Origin of the sequence: Streptomyces sp. NBC_00582 (assembly GCF_036345155.1) — a bacterium.
Taxonomy (GTDB): Bacteria; Actinomycetota; Actinomycetes; order Streptomycetales; family Streptomycetaceae; genus Streptomyces.
Genome location: NZ_CP107772.1, coordinates 8,365,580 through 8,385,090 on the forward strand (window position 1 = coordinate 8,365,580; position 19,511 = coordinate 8,385,090).

Annotated in this window: 18 protein-coding genes and 1 pseudogene; 9 read left to right on the plus strand and 10 right to left on the minus strand. The window is 72.4% G+C overall.

The genetic code is table 11. From position 1 onward, the window contains the following. Positions 1–45: 45 nt before the first annotated feature. The gene (gene soxR, locus OG852_RS37840; RefSeq protein ID WP_133913545.1) at positions 46–507 is read left to right on the plus strand and encodes a redox-sensitive transcriptional activator SoxR; all 462 of its coding nucleotides are present in this window, start codon (positions 46–48) and stop codon (positions 505–507) included. A gap of 122 nt (positions 508–629) precedes the next feature. Here the strand turns inward: soxR and OG852_RS37845 are convergent, their stop codons facing one another. Continuing rightward, complete coding sequence (locus OG852_RS37845) at positions 630–1,706, minus strand: RNA ligase (ATP) (RefSeq protein WP_330350267.1); 1,077 nt, start codon at positions 1,704–1,706, stop codon at positions 630–632. Between the two features lie 153 nt (positions 1,707–1,859). Here OG852_RS37845 and OG852_RS37850 point away from each other — a divergent pair, with 153 nt between their 5' ends. Continuing rightward, entirely contained in the window at positions 1,860–2,594 is a 735-nt protein-coding gene (locus OG852_RS37850; protein WP_133913543.1) for a hypothetical protein, read from the plus strand. Here the strand turns inward: OG852_RS37850 and OG852_RS37855 are convergent. Beyond that, a pseudogene (locus tag OG852_RS37855) lies at positions 2,540–3,209 on the minus strand (3-keto-5-aminohexanoate cleavage protein). The gene OG852_RS37850 and the pseudogene OG852_RS37855 overlap by 55 nt on opposite strands. Positions 3,210–3,364: 155 nt before the next feature. Then, complete coding sequence (locus OG852_RS37860; protein ID WP_133913542.1) at positions 3,365–3,973, minus strand: hypothetical protein; 609 nt, start codon at positions 3,971–3,973, stop codon at positions 3,365–3,367. A gap of 212 nt (positions 3,974–4,185) precedes the next feature. On the opposite strand from OG852_RS37860, the gene OG852_RS37865 reads away from it, so the two are divergent. Next, positions 4,186–6,975 (plus strand): penicillin acylase family protein, encoded by a 2,790-nt coding sequence (locus OG852_RS37865; RefSeq protein WP_133913541.1) that lies wholly within the window; start codon positions 4,186–4,188, stop codon positions 6,973–6,975. A gap of 23 nt (positions 6,976–6,998) precedes the next feature. On the opposite strand, the gene OG852_RS37870 is transcribed toward OG852_RS37865, so the two are convergent. After that, on the minus strand, positions 6,999–8,279 hold the full coding sequence (locus OG852_RS37870) for a serine-threonine protein kinase (protein ID WP_330350268.1): 1,281 nt from the start codon (positions 8,277–8,279) through the stop codon (positions 6,999–7,001). Between the two features lie 253 nt (positions 8,280–8,532). Between OG852_RS37870 and OG852_RS37875 the strand changes: the two genes are divergently transcribed. The 3 genes from OG852_RS37875 to OG852_RS37885 are packed head-to-tail and all read left to right on the plus strand — an operon-like array spanning position 8,533 to position 11,578. Beyond that, positions 8,533–9,297: an SDR family oxidoreductase gene (locus OG852_RS37875; protein ID WP_133913539.1), complete on the plus strand. Its 765-nt coding sequence runs from the start codon at positions 8,533–8,535 to the stop codon at positions 9,295–9,297. Then, positions 9,294–10,958 (plus strand): class I adenylate-forming enzyme family protein, encoded by a 1,665-nt coding sequence (locus OG852_RS37880; protein WP_330350269.1) that lies wholly within the window; start codon positions 9,294–9,296, stop codon positions 10,956–10,958. The genes OG852_RS37875 and OG852_RS37880 overlap by 4 nt, the downstream gene beginning before the upstream one ends. Positions 10,959–10,984: 26 nt before the next feature. Then, complete coding sequence (locus OG852_RS37885; protein ID WP_133913650.1) at positions 10,985–11,578, plus strand: TetR/AcrR family transcriptional regulator; 594 nt, start codon at positions 10,985–10,987, stop codon at positions 11,576–11,578. A gap of 74 nt (positions 11,579–11,652) precedes the next feature. Here OG852_RS37885 and OG852_RS37890 read toward each other — a convergent pair whose 3' ends face one another. After that, positions 11,653–12,867 carry an acyl-CoA dehydrogenase family protein gene (locus OG852_RS37890; protein WP_133913537.1) on the minus strand — a complete coding sequence of 405 codons (1,215 nt, stop codon included), beginning with the start codon at positions 12,865–12,867 and terminating at the stop codon, positions 11,653–11,655. Positions 12,868–12,872: 5 nt separating this feature from the next. Then, positions 12,873–13,904, minus strand: coding sequence for a phosphotransferase family protein (locus tag OG852_RS37895; RefSeq protein ID WP_330350270.1), 1,032 nt, complete (start codon positions 13,902–13,904; stop codon positions 12,873–12,875). A gap of 156 nt (positions 13,905–14,060) precedes the next feature. Here OG852_RS37895 and OG852_RS37900 point away from each other — a divergent pair, with 156 nt between their 5' ends. Then, the gene (locus OG852_RS37900; protein ID WP_330350271.1) at positions 14,061–15,005 is read left to right on the plus strand and encodes an NADP-dependent oxidoreductase; all 945 of its coding nucleotides are present in this window, start codon (positions 14,061–14,063) and stop codon (positions 15,003–15,005) included. Between the two features lie 161 nt (positions 15,006–15,166). On the opposite strand, the gene OG852_RS37905 is transcribed toward OG852_RS37900, so the two are convergent. After that, a complete protein-coding gene (locus OG852_RS37905) occupies positions 15,167–15,490 on the minus strand; it encodes a DUF202 domain-containing protein (protein ID WP_133913534.1) in 324 nt (107 codons plus the stop codon). Continuing rightward, a complete protein-coding gene (locus OG852_RS37910) occupies positions 15,487–15,879 on the minus strand; it encodes a YidH family protein (RefSeq protein WP_133913533.1) in 393 nt (130 codons plus the stop codon). The genes OG852_RS37905 and OG852_RS37910 overlap by 4 nt, the downstream gene beginning before the upstream one ends. Positions 15,880–15,941: 62 nt before the next feature. On the opposite strand from OG852_RS37910, the gene OG852_RS37915 reads away from it, so the two are divergent. After that, on the plus strand, positions 15,942–16,592 hold the full coding sequence (locus tag OG852_RS37915) for a hypothetical protein (RefSeq protein WP_330350272.1): 651 nt from the start codon (positions 15,942–15,944) through the stop codon (positions 16,590–16,592). Here OG852_RS37915 and OG852_RS37920 read toward each other — a convergent pair. Further along, on the minus strand, positions 16,567–17,082 hold the full coding sequence (locus OG852_RS37920) for an NUDIX domain-containing protein (protein ID WP_133913531.1): 516 nt from the start codon (positions 17,080–17,082) through the stop codon (positions 16,567–16,569). The two genes, OG852_RS37915 and OG852_RS37920, sit on opposite strands and share 26 nt — an antisense overlap. Positions 17,083–17,140: 58 nt before the next feature. Then, positions 17,141–18,034 carry a DMT family transporter gene (locus tag OG852_RS37925; protein ID WP_133913530.1) on the minus strand — a complete coding sequence of 298 codons (894 nt, stop codon included), beginning with the start codon at positions 18,032–18,034 and terminating at the stop codon, positions 17,141–17,143. 450 nt (positions 18,035–18,484) lie between these two features. Between OG852_RS37925 and OG852_RS37930 the strand changes: the two genes are divergently transcribed. Continuing rightward, entirely contained in the window at positions 18,485–19,435 is a 951-nt protein-coding gene (locus tag OG852_RS37930) for a hypothetical protein (RefSeq protein WP_133913529.1), read from the plus strand. Positions 19,436–19,511 lie beyond the last annotated feature (76 nt).

The window sequence follows — 19,511 nt, forward strand, 5'->3', positions numbered from 1 at the left end:
CGACTGCTTAGCATGGTAGCGGAAGGGGCCGGTAGGGTTCGAGGGGTGCCCCAGATTCCCGAGAAGATCCATGAGCTCACGGTCGGCCAGCTCGCCGCGCGCAGCGGCGCCGCCGTCTCCGCCCTGCACTTCTACGAGTCCAAGGGGCTGATCGCCAGCCGCCGTACCGCCGGCAACCAGCGGCGCTACCACCGCGACACGCTGCGCCGGGTGGCCTTCGTCCGCGCGGCCCAGCGCGTCGGGATCCCGCTCGCTACGATCCGCGAGGCGCTGGCCGAGCTGCCCGAGGAACGCACGCCGACCCGGGAGGACTGGGCGCGGCTCTCCGAGCGGTGGCGGGCGGAACTGGACCGGCGCATCCAGCAGCTCAACCGTCTGAGGGACCACCTCACCGACTGCATCGGCTGCGGGTGCCTTTCGTTGGACACCTGTGTGCTGTCCAACCCGGACGACGTGTTCGGGGAACGGCTGACGGGGTCACGATTGTTGGGGGAGCGGAGGAAGTAGGGGCGCGGATGCGTTCGTCCGCCGGTGCGTGGGGGCTTGTCGCGCAGTTCCCCGCGCCCCCTGAGAAACCCGTTCAGCCGCGGGCGCCGCACGACCCACCCCCGGCCCGCACCGGCCCAGGTTCACTCGTACTCCGTGCCGCCCTTCCGGGTCAGGTACGCCCCGCTCACCGCCTTGGCGATCGCCCGGCCGCCGGTCACCGTGCTGTACCGCTCGACAGCGGGCCGGATCACCACGCCCTCGCGCAGATGCAGCTCCCGCCCGGACACCGTCTCCCGCCCGGTCGCGATCCCCAGGACGGCCTCACTGTCGTACGCCCCCTCGAACAGTCGCGGAACCAGGGGCAGTTCGCCCTCCAGCAGCCCCGTCACCTCCGCCGTGTCCAGCCATCGCACGACACCCCCGACGTCCACGGACACGTCGAACACCGCGTACCCGAGCGTCTCGCGCCGCCCGTCCGCGCCGTACGTCAGATCCTGCACGCCCGCGCCGTACACCTCCCCGAAGACACCGACCCGCCGTGCCCCGAGCCGCTCGGCGATCCGGGCCGCCGCCTCGGCGACGCCGTGTCCGCGCATCGCGCGCCAGTACAGGTTCCGCGGATCCTCCACGAGGGCCAGCGACTTCGCGCCGAACCCCTTGGAGGAGACGTACACCCGCTCGTCGCCCGCGACATACGTCAGCAGGCACGCCGAGCCGTGCAGCTTCTCCGTGAGGACCACCGGCTCGCCGGGCTCGAAGATGTCCGGGTGCCGCTGGATGTTCTCGATGTCGACCCACGGCAGCAGATCCGCCGCCGCCTCGACGTCCCCGCTCATGGTGGGCGGGATCGGCGGCACCCACTTCACGATGCCGAGCAGCTCCGCGAAGTCGGTGCCCTCCGCGGCCGCCCGCACCAGATCGACGTCCGCCAGCGACTTCGGCCGGCACACGATCCCCTGGGACAGCTCGCCCCGCAGCCGCACCGCCTTCACCCGGTCCGACCTGCTGCCCGCCAGCCGGCCGGTCAGCCCCAGCTCCTCGACCAGGCCGAGCGGCAGCACCGCCTGCTCCGGGATGTAGAGGGCGGCCTCACCGGTGCGGTACGCCCCCTTGGCGACGACGGCCCGGTACAGGCCGACCTGGGCCAGTTCGAGGGCGTCCGCGTGGGGGTGTTCGTGCACGGTCAGGACTTCGGCGGTGACGCGCAGCGTCGACATCGAGGGGCTCCTTCGGTACCTCAGCTCGGTTTCATCGCCCCCAACTGTCCTTGCGGGAAAGGGCTGGAGCGAACCGAATATCGACTGGTAACGTCACGCTCTTCGGCCGACGGCGACACCGTCGCGCGCGGAGTCCCGACGGGACGAACTCCCTTGCACTCACCCGCCCTTGCCGCCGCGCTCGCGGACATCGACACGGTCTTCAACGGTTTCGCGAGTCCCCGCGAGACCGGCTGCGCGCTCTGTCACCTGCCCGAGGAGACCGCGTACCTGCGCACCCCGTACACGCGGGTCCCCCCGGACGTCCTGCGCAGGTTCGCCTTCGAGGGCTCCGACCACTTCGACGACCACGCCGCGTCCATGCGCCGCCTGCTTCCCCAGACCGCCCACGCCATCGCCGACGGCACCCTGGACGGCATCGGCTGGAGTTTCCCGGGTCTCGCCCGCGTCGCCTGGCGCGACTGGCCGGCCGGACAGTCGGCGGCGATCGAGGCGTTCGTGCTCGCCTGGTGGCAGGACACCCTGACAACGGCCGCTCCGCCGTACCCGCCCGCGGACGTGTTCGAGACCTGCGCCATGATCCTCGGCGCCCACGCCCCGCTCCTCGACCGGTGGCAGCCCGGGCCGGCCGCCGACGCGCACCTGGTGAGCTGTGTCGCCCGGTGGGAGCACGGACTCGTCTTCGACGAGTCGCCCTTCTCCTGGTGGGCCCCGGGCGACGAGCCCGCCGTCGTCGCCGCGCTCCGGGTCTGGCTCGCCGAGCACGCCCCCGCCCGGCTGCGCGCGGCGGGCGAGCCCGACCTCGCGCTCCGCACCGAGCTCCTCGCCCTGCCCTACGACGACCGCTGGGCGCATCCGTACTGGTACAGCCCCTCGACCACCGACTGAGCGTCGGACGAAGCCCGCCGCCCGTCCGGCGGCAGCAGGGTGTCCTCCACGCCGATCCGGGTCGCGAGCCGGAGCCGCCCCGCCAGCCGCAGCATCGTCCAGGCCCCGCCCTCCTCACCGTGCGGCGGCACGGGCCGGCCTCGCGCCGAGCCCACCCCGGCCGGCAGCGCCCGGGCCGGCGCCCCGGCGGTCCGCGCGTGCGGGTCCGTCACCTCCGCCGGCACGCGCAGCACCTTCGGCGCGAGCGGGGACGCGGCGAACCGGCGGCGCCGTCGGTCGCGGGCCACAGGCCCGCCTCCACCCCGACCCCCAGGGCGAGCACCTGCCCGGCGAACTCCTCCGCGCCCGGCTCGTGCCGGTTGACGGAGGCGAAGTCGGGCAGCACCGACCGGTCGCGCACACGGGACACGCGTACCACCGGATCCGGCTCGGTTCAGGCGCCGGTGGTCACCCCGACCGGGACCGACATCCGCCGCCGTATCGCCTCCACGGCCGTCGCCACGACCCGTGGGGAGAGGCTCTCCCGGCCACAGGGGGCGCGGGGGTGGACGTGGACCTCCGTGGCCCGGCCGCGACGGCCCGCGCCGTCGACTCGGCCGGCGCCCGCGGTGACATCGGCACCGCGGCCCCGTCGGCCGGCCCGCGCGATCCGTTCAGACAGACCTGCGCACGTGTCTCCCCAAGGGGGGTGCGGCATCCCCGGCGCACCCCCGGTGTGCTCCCTTGCTCCCGTGTTCCCCGTGTTCTCGCGCCCTTGCGCTCGGGGGACCTCAGGCCGACACCGACACCAGCAGCCGTCCGCGCCGGGCGTAGGCCAGCGCCTCGGGGGTGAGCACGGGCCGCGGCACGAGGATGCCGCAGTCCACGCAGACGGGGCCCGCCGAGGGCTCGTGGTCCAGGTCGTACTTCCACTGCAGGCGCTCGCCGCCGCAGACGGGGCAGGAGTGGCCCGGTTCGCGCTCCAGCGCGCTGATCAGCCGGCGCAGCACCTCGGCCAGCGGTTCACGGGGGTGGACCCGCGGGTCGTCGCACCACGCCACGCCGAAGCCGCCCCAGGTCAGCCGGTGCCAGTCGTCGACACTCCCCGGCCTGCGCAGCCCGTCGTGCTTCTCCTTCTTGCGGCGCTCGGCGAACTCGACCTCGTAGGCCAGCCACACCGCCCGCGCCTCCTCCAGCTCGTCCAACGCGGCCACGAGCCGCGCAGGGTCGGGGGAGCGGTCCTCGGGTCCGAACCCGGCCCGGGAGCACAGATGGTCCCAGGTCGCCCTGTGCCCGTAGGGGGCGAACCGCTCAAGGCACTTGCGGAGCGAGTAACGCCGCAGTGCCAGATCGCACCGAGCGTCTCGCGCCTGTCTCGCCAGACTCCGGAAACCCGCCATCGCCTTGCACCTCCGTCACATCTGCACCTGTACTTCGGTCACTTCGGCGTCGTCGTACGGACGTCGTCGAATAGACGTATCGACACGCGATTCGGCTCCCTTCGATCTCCATCGCCCCCCACCTGCCGAAAACTTGACGCATGTTCATCTTCAATCCCGGGGATACCGCCGGTAACCTTCCGCCGATTCCCCCGCGTCGCTAGGAGCAGCCGATGCCACGGCGAACCCCACGCTTCACTCTCGACAGACTGAGAACTCCCGGCAGATTCCCCGGGTTCCTGAAGGCCGCATCCGTATGCGCCCTCATTGCCGGACTTTTGTCGCCCCTTGCCCAGACACCGGCCGCCGCGGCCGGCGTCACCGCGGCGAACGACTACTGCGGCGGACAGTGTTCCGACATCCTGCCGCCCGGCGAGAACGGCAACGCCACACTCGCGCAGATCCTGCTCAACCAGGCCTTCGGCACCCAGCCCGACCACGCCGAGGACCAGCTCGGCCCCTACGCCAACCTGGCCAAGGGCTACTCGACCCTCACCAACGCCACGATCAACACGTTCTTCAACGACGCGTCGTTCGGTGTCGCCTCCGATCAAGTCGCCTCCACCCTCAGTCCCGCCGGCCGCACGGACGTGACGATCGTCCGCGACAAGAAGACGGGCGTTCCGCACATCACCGGTACCACCAGATACGGCACCGAGTTCGGCGCCGGGTATGCCGCGGCCCAGGACCGGCTGTGGCTGATGGACGTCTTCCGCCACGTCGGCCGCGGCCAGCTCACCGCCTTCGCCGGCGGTGACCCCGCCAACCAGGGTCTCGAGCAGCAGTTCTGGCGCAACGCTCCGTACACCGAGGCAGACCTCCAGGCCCAGATCGACAACGCCGTCGCCACCAACGGCACCCGCGGCCAACAGGCCCTCGCGGACGCGAACGCCTACCTCGACGGCATCAACGCCTACATCGACGCCTCCGACAGCGGCCGCTACTTCCCCGGTGAATACGTCCTGACCGGCCACAAGGACTCAATCACCAACGCGGGCACCATCGACCACTTCAAGGTCACCGACCTGGTGGCCCTCGCCTCGGTGATCGGCGCCCTCTTCGGCTCCGGCGGCGGAGGCGAGGTCAACAACGCCATCTCCCTGCTCGCCGCGCAGGAGAAGTACGGCGTGACGGAGGGCACCAAGGTCTGGGAGGCGTTCCGCGAACGCAACGACCCCGAGGCCGTCCTCACCGTCCACAACGGCGAGAGCTTCCCGTACGGCGCCAAGCCCGACACCGCCCAGGGCCAGGCGCTGCCGGACTCCGGATCGGTCAGCACCCAGCCGCTGGTCTACGACGCCACCGGCACCGGGGCCGACCAGAGCGCCTCCGCCACCGCGGCGGCGGCCACCGCGACCGCCCTCAGCTCGGCCCGGCGCGGGATGTCCAACGCCCTCGTCGTCAGCGGCAAGTACACCGCGAGCGGCCACCCGATCGCCGTGTTCGGACCGCAGACCGGCTACTTCGCCCCGCAGCTCCTCATGCTCCAGGAGATCCAGGGTCCGGGCATCAGCGCCCGCGGCGCCTCCTTCGCGGGCCTGAGCATGTACGTCGAACTGGGCCGCGGCCAGGACTACGCGTGGTCCGCCACGACCTCCGGCCAGGACATCATCGACACGTACGCGGTCGAACTGTGCCAGGACGACTACCACTACCTGTACCACGGCACCTGCACGGCCATGGACGTGATCGAGCAGAAGAACTCCTGGAAGCCGACCACCGCCGACGGCACCGCGGCGGGCTCGTACACGATGCGGGTGTACCGCACCAAGTACGGTCCCGTGGAGTACCGCGCGACCGTCGGCGGCAAGAAGGTCGCCTACACCACCCTGCGCTCGTCGTTCATGCACGAGGCCGACTCCATCATCGGCTTCCAGATGCTGAACGACCCCGACTACGTCAAGAGCCCGCAGACGTTCCAGAGCGCGGTGCAGCACATCAACTACACCTTCAACTGGTTCTACGCCGACTCCACGCACACCGCGTACTACAACAGCGGTGACAACCCGGTGCGCGCGAGCGGCGTCGACTCCGAGTTCCCGGTGTGGGCGCAGGCGGCGTACGAGTGGAAGAACTGGGTGCCCGCCACCAACACGGCCACCTACACCGCCGCCTCTGAGCACCCCAACTCCATCGACCAGGACTACTACGTCTCCTGGAACAACAAACAGGCCCTCAACTACACCACCGCCTCCTGGGGCGACGGCTCCGTGCACCGCGGCAACCTCCTGGAGAGCCGGGTCAAGGCGCTGGTCGCGGCCGGCGGGGTCACCCGGGCCTCCCTGGTGAAGGCGATGGCGGACGCGGCGCTCGCCGACCTGCGCGCCGAGGACGTCCTGCCCAACCTGCTGAAGGTGATCAACAGCTCCACGGTCACCGACTCCACGGTCGCGGCGGCGGTCACCAAACTGCAGACCTGGCTGACCGCGGGCGGCAAGCGCACGGAGACCTCGGCCGGTTCGAAGACGTACGCCGACGCCGACGCGATCCGCATCCTGGACGCCTGGTGGCCGCTGCTGGTCCAGGGCGAGTTCTCCTCCGGCCTCGGCACCGACCTGTACACCGCGTTCACCGCCAACCTGCCCATCGACGAGTCCCCGTCGGCCGCCCACGGCCCGACCGGGGCACACGCCGGCAGCTCCTTCCAGTACGGCTGGTGGAGCTATGTCGACAAGGACATCCGGGCCGTGCTCGGCCAGACCGTGCAGGGCGGGCTGCCGCAGAAGTACTGCGGCGGCGGCACCCTCAGCGGCTGCCGGGACGTCCTGATCAGCACCCTGAAGACGGCGGCCGGCAAGACCGCGGCCCAGGTCTATCCGGGTGACACCCTGTGCGCGGCGGGCAACCAGTGGTGCGCCGACTCGATCGTCCAGCGCACCCTGGGAGGCATCAAGCACTCCAACATCAGTTGGCAGAACCGGCCCACCTTCCAGCAGGTGGTCGAGTTCACGTCCCACCGCTAGGCGCTACGACGGCGGGTCGCGTCCTAGATGATGCGGCCCGCCGCCAGCACCACCCGCGCCAGCTCGGGGTGCACGATGTCACTGTGCGCCCCGGCCGGCGCCCCGCCCCGCCGGACCACCTCGGCCGCGTCGACGTTCACACACCCCGCCGCCGGCAGCTTCCCGGGGGCCAGCACCTCGGCGAGCCGGTACGCGCGCGTGCCCGGCACCGACTGCACCCCGTCGTGCCCCATGGCACCCCAGGTGGCGCCCAGGACCTCACCCACGAGCCCCCGGGCGTCGCCGGCCATCCGGGAGGCCAGCGGGTACATCGTGCCCAGCGCCTGGTCGAACCGCGAATAGCAGCACACCAGGGGACCGTCGATCCGGTTCTGGTGCCCCTGGAGCACGCCTTGCGGGGCGAACGCGTAGTGCGAGAAGGCCCCCTGGAGCAGCGTCACCGACTTCACCGTGCGCACCCCCTCGGGCAGCCCCCGCAGCGCGAACGACACCAGCCGTCCGCCGAAGCTGTGCCCCACCAGGTGCACCCGCACCCCGGGTGCCGCCTTGGCCAGCCGTCCGACCAGCGGCCCGAGCCCCCGTTCGCCGACCGTGCCCGCGCGCCGTTTCATCGCGTAGTACGTCGCCTGCCGCAGCAGTTCCTTCGCCCCGTCCCAGGGGTTGGGCAGCGCGAAGCCGCGTACCTCGCCGTCGTCGTCGAGGCCGGCCAGGGCCGTCGCGAAAGCGGTGCAGGCAGCCGCCGTCGAGCCGGTGAACATCTCCGGCTCGTCCTGCGGCACCCCCTCCGCGAGGGTGTCGGCCGCGAACGGCGCCTGCGGGCCCTGCGGGACCGCGTCCACCAGCTCCCGGACCAGGCGGCCGAACTCCTCCAGCTCGCTCTCCTCCGGCGGTCGCTGCTCCAGCAGCCGTGCGATGCTCTCGACCACCGTGGCCCGGCCGGGGAAGGTCTCCAGGAGCGCGTGCCGGGTGCCGTCGTCCAGGCCCGGGGTCCACACGGCCGCCGCGGTGTGCGGGAAGTCCGGGATCGGCTCGTCGCAGAAGCGCATCGACGGCCAGATCACGCCCGCGTAGCCGATCCTCGCGGCGGGCGGGGCGAGGGCGGGGATGGGGGCGAAGAAGTGTGTGTAGAGGCGGGTGGCGCCGGAGCGGTCGTTGTTCCAGCCGTGGGAGAAGAGGATCAGGTCGTGGATCCCGCTCTTCCTCACCCCGGCCAGCAGGCGGTCGCGCTCACGGGGATCGGCGTCGCCGTCCGCGTCGAAGGTCAGTTCCCAGTAAGGGCTCACGCTCATCGTCGGCTGTGCCATGTGGCTCTGCTCCCGTCCCCCGGGCTTGTGCGATGTGCGGCGTATCGTCCTGCTAACCGGTGAACTTGGCCATACGTCATGGGTTGTGTTTCGGGTCCTGGTTCGTCGTGGCTGTCGCGCCCACGCGGCGGAGCCGCATGTCGATACAGCCCCGCGCCTCTTTCGGGGCGCCTTCAGCGGGCTCTTTCCTGCAACATACCGACCGGTTAGTCTGGGCCTGCTGAGCCGTGTTGGGTCGTGTCGGAGGAGACCGATGGTGGGAGCCGTGCAGGGTGCTGGAGTGGTCGTCACCGGGGCCGGGGGCGGGATCGGGGCCGCGCTGGCCCGGCGGTTCGCCGCCGAGGGGGCCAGGGTCGTCGTCAACGACCTGGACGCGGGGCGGGCGCGGGCGGTCGCCGACGAGATCGGGGGGATCGCCGTGCCCGGGGACGCCTCGGCGGTCGTCGACGCCGCCCGGGAGGCGCTCGGCGGGACCGTCGACGTCTACTGCGCCAACGCCGGGGTCGCCTCCGGTGGTTCCGAGGCCGCCGGCGAGGCCGTGTGGGCGCAGGCCTGGGACGTCAACGTCATGGCCCATGTGCGGGCCGCCGAGGCCCTGCTGCCGGACTGGCTGGAGCGGGGCGGCGGGCGGTTCGTCTCCACCGTCTCCGCCGCCGGACTGCTCACGATGATCGGCGCCGCGCCGTACAGCGTCACCAAGCACGGCGCCTACGCCTTCGCCGAGTGGCTGTCGCTCACCTACCGCCATCGCGGGATCAAGGTCCACGCGATCTGTCCGCAGGGCGTGCGCACCGACATGCTGGACGCCACCGGCAGCGCGGGCGACCTGGTGCTCAAGCCCACCGCGATCGAGCCGGAGGACGTGGCGGACGCCCTGTTCAAGGGCATGGAGGAGGACCGGTTCCTGATCCTGCCGCATCCCGAGGTCGCCGGTTACTACCAGGTGCGCGCCGCCGAACCCGACCGCTGGCTGGGCAACATGAACCACCTCCAGCAGAAGTGGGAGGCCGCCGAATGACCGGCTCGCGTTACGCGGCCCAGCCGTGGGTGGCCCTGCTCGACGAGGTCCAGCGGGCTCCCGTCGACCCCGCCGACTCCCTGGTGGAGGCGCTGCGCCGGTCCGTCGCCGAGGCCCCGGACCGCACCGCCCTCGCCTACTTCGACGGGCGGATCACCTACCGCGAGCTGGACGAGCTCAGCGACTCCGTCGCCGGGCACCTCGCCGCCCGGGGGCTGGTGCGCGGCGACCGGGTGGCGGTGCTGCTGCAGAACTCCCCGACCTTCGTCCTCGCCCTGTTCGGCGCCTGGAAGGCGGGGGCGATCGTCGTCCCCGTCAACCCCATGTACAAGTCGGGGGAGGTCGCCCAAGTCCTGCGGGACGGCGAGGTGGCTGCGCTGGTCTGCTCCGACCGGGCCTGGGAGTCGTATCTGCGCGAGACGGCGGCCGACTCGCCCGTGCGGATCGTGCTCACGGCCTGCGAGCTGGACTTCCAGACCCGTGGGGACGCGCGCGTACTGACCTTCGAACGGCTCCCGCAGGCCCCGGACGCCGACGACCTCACCGCCGTCGCCCGCGCCGGCCACCAGGCACCCGAGGTCGCCGTCCTCGCCCCCGCCGGCATCGCCCTGATCAGCTACACCTCGGGCACCAGCGGCACCCCCAAGGGCGCGACCAACACGCACGGCAACATCATGGCCAACGCCGAGCGGCAGAGCCGTGGGCTCCATCTGCCCGAGGCGCCCGTCTACTACGCCCTCGCGCCCCTGTTCCACATCACCGGCATGGTCTGCCAGCTCGCCGCCTGTCTGAACAGCGCGGGCACCCTCGTCCTGACGTACCGCTTCGAGGCGGGCGTCGTGCTGGAGGCGTTCGCCGAGCACCGGCCGCACTACACCGTCGGCCCCTCCACGGCCTTCATGGCGCTCGCCGCCCACCCGGGCGCGACCCGCGACCACTTCTCCTCCTTCGTGAACATCTCCTCCGGCGGTGCCCCCGTGCCGCCGGCCCTGGTGGAGAAGTTCCGGGCGGGCTTCGGGCCGTACATCCGCAACGGCTACGGGCTCACCGAGTGCACCGCCCCCTGCGCCTCCGTCCCGCCCCAGCACGAGGCGCCCGTCGACCCGGCCTCCGGGACCCTCGCCGTGGGCCTGCCGGGGCCCGACACCGTCGTACGGATCGTCGACGACCAGGGTGAGGAGGTGCCCCTCGGGGAGCAGGGCGAGATCGTCGTACGGGGGCCGCAGGTCGTCCCCGGCTACTGGCGGCGGCCCGAGGCGACCGCCGAGACCTTCCCCGGCGGGGAACTGCGCACCGGCGACATCGGGTTCATGGACGAGCGGGGCTGGCTGTACGTCGTCGACCGCAAGAAGGACATGATCAACGCGTCGGGCTTCAAGGTCTGGCCGCGCGAGGTCGAGGACGTGCTGTACACCCATCCCGCCGTGCGCGAGGCCGCCGTCGTCGGGGTGCCCGACGGCTATCGCGGGGAGACGGTCAAGGCGTACATCAGCCTGCGTCCCGGCGCGGACGCGGATGCCGATACGCTCGCCGCTTACTGCAAGGACAGACTGGCGGCCTACAAATACCCCCGCCAGGTGGAGATCCTGCCCGACCTGCCCAAGACGGCGAGTGGGAAGATCCTCCGTCGGGAACTGCGTTCCCGCGCGCACGACCGGTAGAACGAGAAGGAAGGCAGGTGGCGGCAGTGCCCAGGACGACGGACGGCTCGGAGGCTCCTGTTCCGCAACGGCTCCTCGCCGCCGCCACCCGGCTCTTCGCCGAGCAGGGCTACGACCGGACCTCCGTGCAGGAGATCGTCGAGGCGGCCGGCGTCACCAAGGGGGCGCTGTACCACTACTTCGGGTCGAAGGACGATCTGCTGCACGAGGTGTACGCGCGCGTGCTGCGCGTCCAGCAGGAGCGCCTCGACGCCTTCGCGGACGCCGACGAGCCGATCGAGAAGCGGCTGCGGGGCGCGGCGGCCGACGTCGTCGTCACGACGATCGAGAACCTCGACGACGCGATGATCTTCTTCCGCTCGATGCACCATCTGAGCCCCGAGAAGAACAAGCAGGTCCGCGCCGAGCGCCGGCGCTACCACGAACGCTTCCGCGCGCTCGTCGAGGAGGGCCAGGAGGCCGGTGTCTTCTCCACGGCCACCCCGGCCGACCTGGTGGTGGACTACCACTTCGGCTCCGTCCACCACCTGTCCACCTGGTACCGCCCGAACGGCCCGATGAGCCCCCAGGAGGTAGCGGACCACCTGGCGGACCTGCTGCTGCGGGCGCTGCGACCCTAGGGCGCACGGTAAGGGGCGGTCGTCCATGGCGACCGCCCCTTACCCCATGACCTCATGACCTCATGACCTCGTGCCTACAGGTACTTCTTCAGCTCACGCCGTGCCAGCGACCGCTGGTGCACCTCGTCCGGACCGTCCGCGATCATCAGCGTGCGCGCCCCGGCGTACAGCTCGGCCAGCGGGAAGTCCTGGCTGACCCCGCCCGCGCCGTGGAGCTGGATCGCCCGGTCGATGATGTCGACGACCGCGCGGGGCGTGGCGATCTTGATGGCCTGGATCTCGGTGTGGGCGCCCCGGTTGCCGACGGTGTCCATCATCCAGGCGGTCTTCAGCACCAGCAGCCGGAGCTGCTCGACCGTCACGCGCGCGTCCGCGATCCAGTTGTGCACCACACCCTGCTGACCCAGCGCCTTGCCGAAGGCCGTCCGGGACACCGCGCGCCGGCACATCAGCTCGATCGCCCGTTCCGCCATGCCGATCAGCCGCATGCAGTGGTGGATCCGGCCGGGGCCGAGCCGGGCCTGGGCGATGGCGAAGCCGCCGCCCTCCTCACCGATCAGGTTCGTCACCGGCACACGCGCGTCCTCGAAGATCACCTCGGCGTGACCGCCGTGGTAGTGGTCCTCGTAGCCGAACACCCGCATCGCCCGCCTGACGGTCACGCCCGGGGTGTCGCGCGGCACGAGCACCATGGACTGCTGACGGCGGATGTCCGTGCCCTCCGGGTCCGTCTTGCCCATCACGATGAAGATGGTGCAGTCCGGGTTCATCGCGCCGGAGATGTACCACTTGCGGCCCGAGACGACGTACTCGTCGCCCTCGCGCCGGATGAGCGTGGTGATGTTGGTGGCGTCGGAGGAGGCCACCTCCGGCTCGGTCATCGCGAACGCCGAACGGATCTCACCGGCCAGCAGCGGCTCCAGCCACTGCTTCCTCTGCTGCTCGTCGCCGAACTGCGTGAGCACCTCCATGTTCCCGGTGTCGGGCGCGGCGCAGTTCAGGGCCGTCGGCGCGAGCTGCGGGGAGCGGCCGGTGATCTCGGCGAGCGGCGCGTACTGCAGGTTGGTGAGCCCCGCGCCGTACTCGGAGTCGGGCAGGAAGAGGTTCCACAGGCCCTGCCTGCGCGCCTCCGCCTTGAGCTCCTCGACCACGGCCGGCGTGTCCCAGGGGGAGGCCAGCGCGGCCCGCTGCTCCTCCGCGACCGCCTCGGCCGGGTAGACGTACTCGTCCATGAAGGCGAGCAGCTTGCCGCGCAGTTCCTCGGTGCGCGCGTCGAACGCGAAGTCCATGGCCGTCAGCCTTCCTGGAGAGTGGTCAGTCCGTGGTGGATGAAGACGGGGACGAGCTCCCCGATCCGGTCGAAGCCGCGCCCGACCGTCTGGCCCAGGGTGTACCGGTAGTGGATGCCCTCCAGGATCACGGCGAGCTTGAACCAGGCGAACGCCGTGTACCAGGAGACGGCCGACACGTCGCGGCCCGAGCGCGCCGCGTACCGCTCGACCAGCTCGGCGGGGGAGGGGTGACCGGGTGCCGCGGCGGTCGTGGAGACCGGCGAGTTCGGCACCTCCAGCGGCACGCTGTACATCACCAGCAGACCCAGGTCGGTCAGCGGGTCGCCGAGGGTCGACATCTCCCAGTCGAGGATCGCCTTGATCCGGTCGTCGGCGCCGATCAGGACGTTGTCGAGGCGGTAGTCGCCGTGCACGACGGCCGGCGCGGGCGAGGAGGGCAGCGCGCGGCCGAGCGCCGCGTGCAGCTCGTCGATCCCGGCCAGGTCACGGCTGCGGGAGGCGTCGAGCTGCTTGCCCCAGCGGCGCAGCTGGCGGTCCAGGAAGCCCTCCGGGCGCCCGAAGTCGGCCAGGCCCACCTCGGCGGGGTCCACCGCGTGCAGCTCCACCAGCGTGTCCACCAGCGACAGCACCGCGCCCCGGGTGCGCTCCGCGCCGATCGGGGCCAGCTCGGCGGCCGTGCGGTACGGGGTGCCCTCGACGAACTCCATGACGTAGAAGGGCGCTCCGGGCGCCGCCTCGTTCCCGGGGTCCTCGCACAGCAGCACCGGGCGCGGCACCGGCACGCTCGTCGGGTGCAGGGCGCTGATCACGCGGTGCTCGCGCTTCATGTCGTGCGCGGTGGCCAGCACATGGCCGAGCGGGGGCCGTCGTACGACCCACTTGCCGGTGCCGTCCCCGACCTCGTACGTGAGGTTGGACCGCCCGCCCTCGATCAGCCGGCCGGTGAGGGGGCCGGTGACCAGACCGGGGCGCTCGCGCTCCAGCAGGGCGCGCAGCCGGTCGAGATCGAGACCTGGCGGGTGGTCGGGGCTCATGACATCGCTCCTACGGACGGATGAACGGGCGGGTGAACCGTGCCCACCCCATCATGCCGACCGGTCGGTATGTCGTCCAGTGGTAGCCCGCGACGTGACCGGCCCCACCCTAGTCCCGGGTTGCGTGGCGTTCGATCACCCCGGAGGGTCGGTGACATGAAGGGCATCAGCTACAACCGTTACGGCGGTCCCGAGGTCCTCGAGTACGGCGAGGTGCGCGACCCCAAGGTCGGCCCGGACGCGGTGCTGGTCAAGGTCCGGGCGGCGGCCGTCAACCCCGTCGACTGGAAGTGCCGCGCGGGTTATCTGGACCCCGTGCTCGACACCGTATTCCCCGTGGTGCCGGGCTGGGACGTCTCGGGCGTGGTCGTCCAGCCGGGCGTCGCCGTCTCCGAGTTCGCGGCCGGCGACGAGGTGATCGGGTACGTCCGGGAGGACTTCCTCTCCCGCGGCACCTTCGCCGAGTACGTCGCCGCCCCGGTGCGCGCCCTCGCCCGCAAGCCCCGCAACCTCACCTGGGAGGAGGCGGCCGGACTGCCCCTGACCGGCCTCACTGCCTACCAGGTGCTGAACCGGGTGCTGCGGGTCGGACGGGGCGAGACCGTCCTCGTCCACGCCGCGGCCGGCGGCGTCGGCTCGATCGCCGTGCAGCTCGCCCGGCACGTCGGCGCACGCGTGATCGGCACGGCGAGCGAGGCCAACCACGACTTCGTACGGTCCCTGGGCGGCGAGCCGGTGACCTACGGCGAGGGGCTCGCCGAACGGGTGCGCGGCCAGGCCCCCGAGGGCGTCGACGCGGTCTTCGACACCATCGGGGGCGACACGCTGAAGGTCTCCGCGCAGCTGCTGGCCCCGGAGGGCCGCCTGGCGTCGATCGCCGACGGTGAGGTCGTCGGCTACGGCGGCGTGTACTTCTTCGTACGGCCGGACGCCGAGGACCTCACCCTGCTGGCGGAACTGGCCGAACAGGGTGTCGTCTCCGTACACGTCTCCGAGACGTTCCCGCTGGAACGCGCGGCGGACGCCCACCGGCTCAGCGAGCAGGGCCGCACCCGCGGCAAGATCGTGGTGACGGTGGAGTGGGAGGACGAGGCCGGCTAGGGGGTGTTTCGAAAGTCCCGCACAGCACCCGCGGCGCCCGGCACGTACGCGCGCCGCACCGGCCGAAACCCCAAGTACGTCCAGTACGAGGGCTTTCGTCCGGCACGCCGAGAGCACGCACCGGACACCGCGGGCACCGCACAGGACTTTCGAAACACCCCCTAGACGACCAGCGCCGCCGCGCACACCGCCGTCGCCACCGCGCACAGGACCGCGACGGCGGCCTGCCGAGCGGGCAGGGCGACCGGCTCCGGGGCCGTCGTCAGCGTGCGGATCCTGCGGTGGGCGAGCAGCAGGAAGGCCAGCCACAGCGCACAGCACAGGGCGCAGGCGACGATCCCTGCCGCCGTGGCCCCGCCGTGCAGCGCGGTCTTCACGGCGAGCACGGCGGCGACGGTGCTCGACAGGGTCGTCCGCCGCCAGGCCAGCCGCGTCCGCTCGGGCTGGAGCCCCGGATCCCGCTCGTGCCGGCCCGCGCCGCTCATCCCGCCCACCCCAGCAGCACCACGACCACCATCGCCACCGCGACCAGCGCGACCACCACGCTCAGCAGCGCCGGGAAACGGGACGCCGGCAGGTCCTCACCGCGGCGCATCGCCCGCTCGCAGCGCATCCAGTGGTTCACCGCGCGCAGCGAGCACAGCACGCCCGCCGCGAGCAGCGCCAGCGCCAGCCCGACCCGCCAGCCCCAGCGCAGGTCGGGCAGGAACTGGTCCACCGCGAAGCCTCCGCCGATCAGCGCGAGCGCGGTCCGCAGCCAGGCCAGGAACGTGCGCTCGTTGGCCAGCGAGAACCGGTAGTCCGGGGTACTGCCCTCCTCCCGCACCTGCTCGGGCGCGAACCACAACCGGACGTTCCGTACGAAGGCGATCACGCCCAGGACCCTACCCGCGGCCGGGCGGGGCGTTGTCAGTGCCTCCCGCTACGGTTCTCGGCATGGATCACCCAAGGGAACTGGCCGGTTACGCGCTGCCCGGACACGGCATCGCGCCCGCCGAGCATCTGCTCGGCCTGCCCGGGTTCTGGCCCGCGTACTACGGCCCGGTCTGGGACGCCTTCGCGGACGATCCGGAGCCCTTCGGCGCGGACCACGCGGACGTGGACGCGGCGGCCGAGGCGCTGTACGACGGGACGGACGTGTGGCCGGCGTTTCGGATACCGCTGCCGCAGGGGCGGACGGTATGGGTGGTGCACCGCAACGGCCCGGACGACGCCGGCACGGACTACCTCCTCACGGACCCCGGACAGCCCCGCGAGCGGGAGCTGGCGGCCATCGAGGGACACTTCAGGGGCCCGGGGCTGTCCTGGCCGGACCTGGTCGCCATGGCCCACTCGGCCCCGGCGGACAGCGAGGGCGTCCGTGACCCGGACCGGCGGCTGCTCCTGCTGCTGCCCGCCTACGGCGACGCGGACACCCCCGTGGAGGAGGCGCGGGAGCGGATAGCGGCCGCGCTGGTCGCCGTCGGCGTGGATCCGGGGGCGGCCCCTCGTGCGGCCGAGCGGTTCCTCGACCACCCCTTCTGGGAGAGCCCGTACTGGCCGGGGCCGGGCGACAGCCCGCTCAGCGGGTCGCGCGGTGCTCCTTGAGCCGTGCGTACGCCGCGAGCCCGTCCGGGACCCACTCCCACGCGGACAGGCGCCGTTCGACCTCCTCCTCGGGCAGGAAGGCGTGCCAGGCGACCTCCTCGACCTGGGGGCTGACCGGCAGCTCGCAGCGGACCTCGTACACCGCCGACCACCAGCTGTGGCCCGCCCCGTCGTCGTAGAGGAACTTGAAGAGGAACTCCGGGCGGGGGAGCCCGCTCACGCCCAGTTCCTCCTCGGCCTCGCGCAGGGCCGCCTCGTCATAGGCCTCGCCCGCGCCGACCACCCCGCCGACGAACATGTCGTACAGGGAGGGGAAGACCAGCTTGGTCGGGGTGCGGCGGTGCACGAAGACACGGCCCTCGGCGTCCCGGGCCTGGATGAACACACAGCGGTGCCGCATCCCCTCGGCGTACGCCCGCCCCCGTGGGAACCGTCCGACGACCCGGTCGTTCTCGTCGACGATGTCGAGGATCTCGTCAGCAGCGCTCATACGCCCATCCAAGCAGGCGCGCGCGGGCGGCGCGGCCGGGTGCCCGCAGCCGTCGGGGCTACTGCGGCTGGAGGCTGGTGATCCGCTCGCGCGGTGCCGCGCCCCTGGGCATCGCCGGGTGCATGCCCAGCAGGACGATGCCCGCGACCACCGCCGCGAGCCCCGCCGCCTCCCAGGCCAGCGCCCCGGTGTCGGTGCGCAGCCGGTCCCCGAGGAAGCCCACCCCGCAGACGATCCCGGCGAGCGGCTGGGCCGCGGTCAGCGCCGGCAGCGACATCCGCAGCGGCGCCGTCTCGAAGGCGCTCTGCACCAGCACCAGCCCGGTCACACCGAGCGCGAGCACCGCGTACGGCTGCCAGCCGGTCAGCAGTTCGGCGAGCCCGGCCGCGGAGAAGCGCTGGCCGCTGACCCGGGTCAGGGCGTCCTGGACGCCGTAGAGCAGACCGGCCGCGAGGGAGAGCAGGACCGGTCCCTGGCTGAGGCGGGAGCGTTTGGCGTACGTCGTGAGCAGCAGGGCCAGACCGACCATCACCCCGATGATCAGCCAGTGCCGCAGGGGATCGCTGACCGCGGTGCCGCCCTGCGGCTGGCCCGCCACGATGAACGCGGTCACCCCGCCCGCGAGCAGCACCAGGCCCGCCCAGCCCTGGCGGCCCAGGGGCTGCTTGGTCTGGTGGCGGGACAGCGCGAGGGCGAAGAGCAGGTTCGTGGCGAGGAGCGGTTCGACGAGGGAGACCTCGCCCTGCCCGAGCGCGATCGCGCCGAGCACCATGCCGGCCACCATCAGACCGATACCGCCGAGCCAGCGCGGCACCTTGATCAGGTCCAGCAGCAGCCGGGGCGAGAGGAAGTCGCCGAGCGGTGCCTTCTGGGCGGCGTTCTGCTGGAGCACGAACCCGAAGCCCAGGCAACAGGCGGCACTCACGGCGAGAACAAGAACCAGAACCGACACGCTGCGTACCTCGATCATCCGGTCGGACCACGGACGGGGTGCGTAGTGGCCGACTGTAGCCTCCCAGCGTCCTGCATGCCCCTGGGAGTGCCCGGAAAGCTGTGTCCGGGAGTACCCCGATGCGGCCGGGGCGCACCCGGAACCGGGCGCCTGACTCGGTTCGCGGCACCGGGCGGCGAGGGCCGCGGGGCGCGGAGACCGTAAGCCCATGGTGTGGGCTCCCGCCGGGCCGCGCCATGGCGTACGCCACATCGGCCTGGTCACGGCCCCCGCACCGAAGGCCCCACCAGCCCAAGCGCGTTCTCAACTTCCCCTCCGCTCACGGTGGTTAACACCTGTCACGGAGGTATGGCCCTTGACGCGGGCGGTGGCTGGGGCTTTGCTGTGCGTGATCGGCCGATCGCGGGCCGATGCCAGAGCCGTCACCGAGGAGGATGAGGAAGTCCCGCGGTGCCCCTACCCCCACTCTCCCGTCGCGGCCGCCGACGCGCCGCCGCCCGGACCCCCGACCCGGCCCTCGACGACACCGAACTGGTGGCCGCCCGAGCCGCGTTGTCCCAGGGCCGCTGGCAGGCCGCCCGCTCCCTGCTCGCCCACACGGGCGACGACTGGGACCGCCGCGCCCACCGGATCACCGTCCTCGCCCGGGAACCGTACGCCGCCGCCTGGGCCCACGACTGGCTCCTCGCCGAACCCGGCTGCCCCGACGGGCGCGTCCTGCACGCCCTCGCCCAGGTCCGCCGCGCCCTGCGCGGCAGGGCGGACGAGGCCGTCGCCCGCGCGGCCTGCCGGGCCGCCGCCGACACCGCGTCCGCCGACCCGACCCCCTGGCTGGGCCTGCTCCTGCTGGCACGCGACGGCGGCGCGGAGGCCGTACGGATCTTCGAGGAGATCCGCGCCCGCCACCGCGACCACCACCACGCCCACCATCTGATGGTCGCCCGGCTGGCCGAGCGCCGCGCCGCGAGCGGCCCGGACCCGCTGCACGAGGTCTACGACTTCGCCGCCTGGGCGGCCGAACAGGCGCCCGCGGACTCCCCGCTCGCCATCCTGCCGGTCGTCGCGCACGCCGAGCGCTACCGCGTCCTCGCCGGCCACGGCTTCGCGCCCGCCGACCCGGCCGCCTCCGGGCACTGGCACGACACCCGGGCCCGGGACGTGATGAAGGCGGCGTTCGACTGGTGGCTGGAGTGGGAGCACGACGGCCACCCCCGCCGGCTCGTCGACCTGAACTTCCTCGCCCACGCCAAGGTCTGCGAGGGCCGCGGCGCCGAGGCGGCCGCCCTCTTCCAGCACATCGGCGACCACCTCACCCCCGAGCCCTGGTCCTACCCGGACCGCGCCCCCGGGCCGGCCTTCCGCACGGCACGCGCGGCCGCGCTCGGCCCCGGAGCGAGTTGAGCGGCCCCCGGCGCCGCGGCTGAGAAGGCGGTGAGAAGTGATGACGGAAGTCTGACGGCTCCCGGGAATCCTGGCC

Bases quoted from the DNA above. Each gene is read 5' to 3' on its own strand.
- OG852_RS37845 (WP_330350267.1), bottom strand. From the start codon at position 1,706: ATGTCGACGCTGCGCGTCACCGCCGAAGTCCTGACCGTGCACGAACAC.
- OG852_RS37860 (WP_133913542.1), bottom strand. From the start codon at position 3,973: ATGGCGGGTTTCCGGAGTCTGGCGAGACAGGCGCGAGACGCTCGGTGC.
- OG852_RS37865 (WP_133913541.1), top strand. From the start codon at position 4,186: ATGCCACGGCGAACCCCACGCTTCACTCTCGACAGACTGAGAACTCCC.
- OG852_RS37870 (WP_330350268.1), bottom strand. From the start codon at position 8,279: ATGGCACAGCCGACGATGAGCGTGAGCCCTTACTGGGAACTGACCTTC.
- OG852_RS37875 (WP_133913539.1), top strand. From the start codon at position 8,533: ATGGTGGGAGCCGTGCAGGGTGCTGGAGTGGTCGTCACCGGGGCCGGG.
- OG852_RS37880 (WP_330350269.1), top strand. From the start codon at position 9,294: ATGACCGGCTCGCGTTACGCGGCCCAGCCGTGGGTGGCCCTGCTCGAC.
- OG852_RS37890 (WP_133913537.1), bottom strand. From the start codon at position 12,867: ATGGACTTCGCGTTCGACGCGCGCACCGAGGAACTGCGCGGCAAGCTG.
- OG852_RS37895 (WP_330350270.1), bottom strand. From the start codon at position 13,904: ATGAGCCCCGACCACCCGCCAGGTCTCGATCTCGACCGGCTGCGCGCC.
- OG852_RS37900 (WP_330350271.1), top strand. From the start codon at position 14,061: ATGAAGGGCATCAGCTACAACCGTTACGGCGGTCCCGAGGTCCTCGAG.
- OG852_RS37905 (WP_133913534.1), bottom strand. From the start codon at position 15,490: ATGAGCGGCGCGGGCCGGCACGAGCGGGATCCGGGGCTCCAGCCCGAG.
- OG852_RS37915 (WP_330350272.1), top strand. From the start codon at position 15,942: ATGGATCACCCAAGGGAACTGGCCGGTTACGCGCTGCCCGGACACGGC.
- OG852_RS37920 (WP_133913531.1), bottom strand. From the start codon at position 17,082: ATGAGCGCTGCTGACGAGATCCTCGACATCGTCGACGAGAACGACCGG.